Genomic DNA, 5,680 nt, shown 5'->3' with positions numbered 1-5,680 from the left:
CCTTCGCTATCGCTCTGGATGACGAACTTAACGAGAGCTATGAGCCTTGAGCCTTGAGTATAAAAATGCTGGTCATACTGAGCGCAGCGAAGTATCTTACTAAGTCGTAAAGCTAAGATGGTAATGAAATTTAAACCCACCCTGTCATCTCGAGCGAAGTCGAGAGAGCTTTACACTCGATACAATTACAAAGGTCCCTTCACAAGGTCGGGATCCATATAAAAACAAAAAAAGCAAGCCAATATTCCGGCTTGCTTTTCATCATCATTAAACTATTTGAACCATTATTTTTCGTTGAAGACATGAATATCTCTCTGTGGAAATGGTATAGAGATACCTTCTTCATCAAATCTTAATTTTACATTTTCCTGAAAGTCCCAATATACAGACCAGTAATCGGCTAGTTTAACCCATGGCCTTACGTTAAAGTTTACCGAACTATCCGCTAATTCCGCTACTGTTACTGAAGGTGCGGGATCTTTGAGCACTCTCTCATCGTTTTCCAGCATCTCCATCAATATGCCTTTAGCTTTCTTAAGGTCATCGTCATAGCCAATACCAAATTTCATGTCAACCCGTCTGTTTTCTTCAGCGCTATAGTTGGTTATGCTGTCGTTAGAAAGCTCTCCATTAGGTATCACTACCTTTTTGTTGTCAGGCGTAATAAGTATTGTATTAAAAATCTGAATTTCTCTAACTGTACCTGAGTTGCCGCCACCTTCGATGTAGTCGCCTACTCTAAATGGTTTGATTGTGAGGATAATCACCCCACCAGCAAAATTTGCCAGCGTACCTTGCAAGGCCAAACCAATGGCTAATCCTGCCGCACCTAATATGGCTATGAATGAAGTGACCTCAACACCAACACTAGTAAGAACAGTGAGAAGAAGTAAAATGAGAAGTATATTGTAAAACATACTCTCAAGAAATGGCTTTAAAGAGTCATCGAAACTTCGTTTTTCAAGAAATTTATTAAAGTATTTGGAGAGAAATCTTATCACCCAAAGTCCTACGACTAAGATAACAATGGCCTTTAGGAGCATAAGCCCAAACTCTACACCTTGCGTGGCTAAAAAGACTTTGGCTTTTTCTAAATATTCCATGCTTATTGATTATTTTTTAGTGTTTACAGTATTGATATACCGTTTTTAACACCAAACATCAATAAGTGTTATGAAAAGCAGGGATTAATTTATACGCTCGATCTTAGCGCCTAGATTTTTCAAACGCTCATCAATATTCTGATACCCTCTATCGATTTGCTCCACATTAGAAATGATACTTTCACCTTCGGCAGATAGTGCCGCGATAAGTAGTGAAACACCCGCTCTAATATCTGGTGAGCTCATTTGAATGCCTCTCAATGCCTGTTTTCTATCCAGACCTATAACAGTAGCCCTGTGAGGATCACATAGTATAATTTGCGCACCCATATCGATAAGCTTATCGACAAAGAACAAACGGCTCTCAAACATCTTTTGATGTACAAGCACGGTTCCTTTGGCTTGAATAGCGGTTACAAGAACAATACTCAGCAGGTCAGGGGTAAAGCCCGGCCATGGTGAGTCTGCTACGGTCATGATTGAGCCATCTATAAAAGTCTCAATCTCATAATGCTTTTGAGCGGGTACAAAGATGTCGTTTCCTCTGATTTCGAGTTTTATTCCCAATCGCTTAAATACATCAGGAATGAGTCCGAGGTGCTCAACGCCAGCATCTTTGATGGTGATCTCCGACTGAGTCATTGCAGCCATTCCGATAAAACTACCTACCTCAATCATGTCAGGTAACATGGTGTGTTCTGTGCCACCGAGTTTTTCTACACCCTCAATAGTAAGGAGATTAGAGCCTATTCCGGAAATGTTGGCACCCATGCCAGTGAGCATTCTGCACAGCTGCTGAATATATGGCTCACATGCTGCATTATAGATAGTCGTTTTGCCTTTGGCCAAAACTGCCGCCATTAAGATGTTGGCTGTACCTGTTACGGAAGCCTCATCGAGATGTAGGTAACAACCTTCGAGGTTTGATGCATCGATTGAGTAAAAACCGTCTTTTGAAGAATAGTTGAACTTGGCACCCAGCTTTTCGAAGCCGATAAAGTGCGTATCAAGTCTTCTACGGCCAATTTTATCGCCTCCCGGACGAGGAATCTTAGCATTGCCATAGCGGGCTAATAAAGGCCCCAATATCATTATAGAACCTCTTAGAGAAGCTGCCTTATTTTTAAAATCGTCAGACTCGAGGTAGTTGACGTTTATATCTTTGGCTGTAAAGCGATAGGATTCTGAAGCTAGCTTTTCTACGCTGGCACCCATTTCAGAGATAAGCTCTATTAGCTTATTTACATCTCTGATATCGGGAATTTTGTGAATTGTAATTGGCTCTGCTGAAAGTAAAGTAGCAGCAATTATCTGTAAAGCTTCGTTTTTAGCTCCTTGAGGGATGATTTCGCCACTAAGCGGCTGACCTCCCTGAATCCTGAATGAACTCATTAATTTCTTCTTCTTCTGCGGTTAGAACTTCCTTTGCCTCTATTAGACTTGCCACCAGACCCACGATTACTACCTGAGCTTGTTCGCTTTTTAGCTTTATAAAGTCGCTCAAATAAATTGTCTTCTCTTACTTTTTCGAGGTTGATATTTAGTTTACCTCCAGAGATAGTTTGAATGTTTTCTAAGATAACGCTATCATCAATTACCTCTTTGTTCCAGCTACCGTAAAAGCTTTTCATAAGCTTACCGATGTAGATAATAGCATCTTCACGCTCCTGAGGATCTTCTTTTTGAATGGCCTCTTTAATAAGCAACTCAATATTTCTGCCGTAGTGTTTATACTTGATGTTATTGCTTAAATAGCCCATTCTTTCAGGCTTTTTAGTCAACACCTCAGGCTCAGGCTTCGGATAAGGGCTGTCAATATCCAGCTCAAAGTCTGCCATGATGAATAAATCGTCCCAAAGCTTTTGTGTGGTCTCCTGTGTCTCCTTGTACGAAGGTGTGATCTGACGCATCAATTCTATCAAGGTATGAGCATATGCCGTTCTTTTTTCTTTATCCTCGATGGTTTTTAAGTATCCAACAAGTTTTTGAACGTTTCTCCCATACTCTCTTAGAATAAGCGGGGACTGACTAGTGTTATAATCCATCTGGTGTGATTAATTGCCTTTAATTAGCGTGTATCTTTAGTTTAGCAAAACTAAGTAATAATGTCTTTTCTCCAAAGTCATCAAAATTTACTTTAGCCTTACGGTTAGCACCATTTTCGTCCATTTCTGTGACTTTTCCAAACCCAAATTTAGGATGCTCGACTTTCATACCTTCTTTTAGGCCTGAAGTGTCGCTCGGGGCGAAATCTGGTGACGGTTTATAATTCGATTTTTTCACCACTGGTTTAGATGTGGTGGTTTTCTTCATGCCAGTAACAAAGTTTTTAGCGAAAGCGTCAGAGTCCTGTACAGAGCTCACGTTGCTGAACTTTTGGTTTACCTTAACAAAAATAGGGTCTACCTCTTCCAAAAAACGGCTCGGTTCGCAATTCTTCAATCGCCCGAAACGGTATCTGCTCAAGGCGTATGATAAGAATAACTTATTTTTGGCTCGGGTGATGGCTACATAAAACAACCTACGCTCTTCCTCCAGGTCAGCTCGGCTGCTGAGCATCATCTGAGAAGGAAAAAGGTCTTCTTCCAAACCCACGATATAGACGTTTTCAAACTCCAGGCCTTTGGCCATGTGTATGGTCATCAAAGTCACCTTATCCTGATCGTCATCATCGTCATTATCCAAGCCGGTAATGAGTGCCACTTCTTGTAAGAAAGAACCGAGGCTTTTGTCCTCTTTTTCAGGGTCATCAGTAAATTCTTTCACCGCGTTGAGCAACTCCTGTACGTTTTCGTAGCGGTTGAGGCCTTCTACTGTTTTGTCTTCATAAAGCTCCTTCAGCAAACCAGAGCTTTTAGCAATCTGACTAGCAGCATCATAAGCATCGTTTTTCTCAATTTCGATTTTAAAACGCTTGATCATCGTAACAAAATCACTCACTGCATTGGCTGCCCGACCCGGTAAAAATGAGTCGATATTAGTAAGCACTTCCCAAATGCTAATGTCGTGGTCGTTGGCCGCAACAATAATTTTATCTACACTGCTGGCACCGATACCGCGTTTTGGGAAATTGATAATCCTACGCAGCGACTGCTCATCATTATGGTTAATAGTAAAGCGCAGGTAAGCCATCAGGTCTTTAATTTCTTTTCTTTGGTAGAAAGAAAGACCACCGATGATCTTGTACTTGATGTTCATTCTACGCAAAGCTTCCTCAATCGCACGAGACTGACTGTTGGTACGATAAAGAATGGCCACATCACTGTTTTTGGTCTGGTGCTGCATCTTCTCCTCAAAGATGGATGAAGCCACAAGCTTACCTTCTTCGTTATCGGAAGTGGCTTTGAGGAGCTCAATGAGGTTGCCCTCGTCATTATCTGTCCAGACTTTCTTTTTGAGCTGGGCCTTGTTTTTATTGATTACCGAGTTGGCCGCATTTACAATCACCTTTGTAGAGCGGTAGTTTTGCTCCAGCTTGATTACGCGTAAATCCGGGTAGTCTTTCTCAAAATTGAGTATGTTTTGAATGTCAGCGCCACGGAATGCGTAGATACTTTGTGCGTCATCTCCCACAACACAGATATTTTGCCTTACGGCAGAAAGCTTTTTAGTGATCAAGTACTGAGAAATATTTGTATCCTGAAACTCATCGACCATCACGTACTTAAAGCGCTGCTGGTATTTATTCAATACATCCGTATGTTGCTTAAAAAGCACATTGGTGTTGAATAAAAGGTCATCAAAATCCATCGCTCCGGCTTTGAAACAGCGCTGTGCATAGATTTTGTAGATACGCCCAAGCTCCGGCTTCATATTTTGCTCGTCATCAGAACGATAGATGGGGTTTGAGTTATACTCGCGCCAAGAGATGAGTCGGTTTTTAGCGCCTGAAATTCGATTGAAAACCACATTGGGTTTATAGACCTTATCATCAAGGCCCAATTCTTTTACTATGGCTTTTATTAAAGATTTGGAATCGTCAGCATCGTAGATGGTAAAGTTGCTCGGGTAGCCAAGTCTGTCGGCTTCTGCCCGCAATATTCTGGCAAACACAGAGTGGAATGTACCCATCCATAGATTTCTGGCTTCGGTGCCCACCACACCCTCGATACGATCGCGCATCTCCTTGGCAGCTTTGTTGGTAAACGTAAGCGCCAAAATGCTAAAAGGATCTACATTTTTTTTCTGAATAAGATAGGCAATACGATAGGTAAGTACTCTTGTTTTTCCTGAACCAGCACCTGCGATTATCATGGTTGGCCCCTCACAATTGAGGACTCCTTCGCGCTGTGGTTCGTTTAGGCTTTCTATATAATCCATTCTCCGACTTTAAAAATACTGACTACAATCTATAACCCACAAAGGTTAAAAATAAATTCATAAATAGGGGATTTGATAGTGAGAAAGTTAAGGGATTTAGAGGACGTGGGATTTTGGATGTTAGAGGTTAGATTTGAGTGGTTAGAGGGCTGATGGCTTGAAGCTCGTGACTCGTAGCTCAAAGCTCAAAGCTCGTGGCTCTCATAGCTCATGTCTCTCATAGGTTTGTCATCCAGAGCGATAGCGAAGGATCTTTA

At 41.5% G+C, this 5,680-nt stretch carries 4 protein-coding genes; all 4 read right to left on the bottom strand.

Annotated elements, in window-relative coordinates; translation table 11 throughout:
- Window positions 1-284: 284 nt before the first annotated feature.
- The 4 genes from E1176_RS07410 to E1176_RS07395 all read right to left on the bottom strand — a co-directional run bounded on the left by E1176_RS07410 (window position 285) and on the right by E1176_RS07395 (window position 5,423).
- The gene (locus tag E1176_RS07410) at window positions 285-1,103 is read right to left on the bottom strand and encodes a mechanosensitive ion channel family protein (RefSeq protein ID WP_155209969.1); all 819 of its coding nucleotides are present in this window, start codon (window positions 1,101-1,103) and stop codon (window positions 285-287) included.
- Between the two features lie 84 nt (window positions 1,104-1,187).
- Window positions 1,188-2,495 carry a UDP-N-acetylglucosamine 1-carboxyvinyltransferase gene (gene murA / locus E1176_RS07405; protein WP_155209968.1) on the bottom strand — a complete coding sequence of 436 codons (1,308 nt, stop codon included), beginning with the start codon at window positions 2,493-2,495 and terminating at the stop codon, window positions 1,188-1,190.
- Window positions 2,495-3,148 (bottom strand): DUF4290 domain-containing protein, encoded by a 654-nt coding sequence (locus E1176_RS07400; RefSeq protein ID WP_155209967.1) that lies wholly within the window; start codon window positions 3,146-3,148, stop codon window positions 2,495-2,497. The genes murA and E1176_RS07400 overlap by 1 nt, the downstream gene beginning before the upstream one ends.
- Before the next feature lie 19 nt (window positions 3,149-3,167).
- Window positions 3,168-5,423, bottom strand: a complete 2,256-nt coding sequence (locus tag E1176_RS07395; protein WP_155209966.1) for an ATP-dependent helicase — start codon at window positions 5,421-5,423, stop codon at window positions 3,168-3,170.
- Window positions 5,424-5,680 lie beyond the last annotated feature (257 nt).

It is taken from the genome of Fulvivirga aurantia (genome assembly GCF_009711475.1).
Lineage (GTDB): Bacteria > Bacteroidota > Bacteroidia > Cytophagales > Cyclobacteriaceae > Fulvivirga > Fulvivirga aurantia.
Note: the sequence above shows the minus strand (reverse complement) of the source record. Positions and strands in the feature narration are given on the sequence as shown.

Bases quoted from the DNA above. Each gene is read 5' to 3' on its own strand.
- murA (WP_155209968.1), bottom strand. From the start codon at position 2,495: ATGAGTTCATTCAGGATTCAGGGAGGTCAGCCGCTTAGTGGCGAAATC.
- E1176_RS07395 (WP_155209966.1), bottom strand. From the start codon at position 5,423: ATGGATTATATAGAAAGCCTAAACGAACCACAGCGCGAAGGAGTCCTC.
- E1176_RS07400 (WP_155209967.1), bottom strand. From the start codon at position 3,148: ATGGATTATAACACTAGTCAGTCCCCGCTTATTCTAAGAGAGTATGGG.
- E1176_RS07410 (WP_155209969.1), bottom strand. From the start codon at position 1,103: ATGGAATATTTAGAAAAAGCCAAAGTCTTTTTAGCCACGCAAGGTGTA.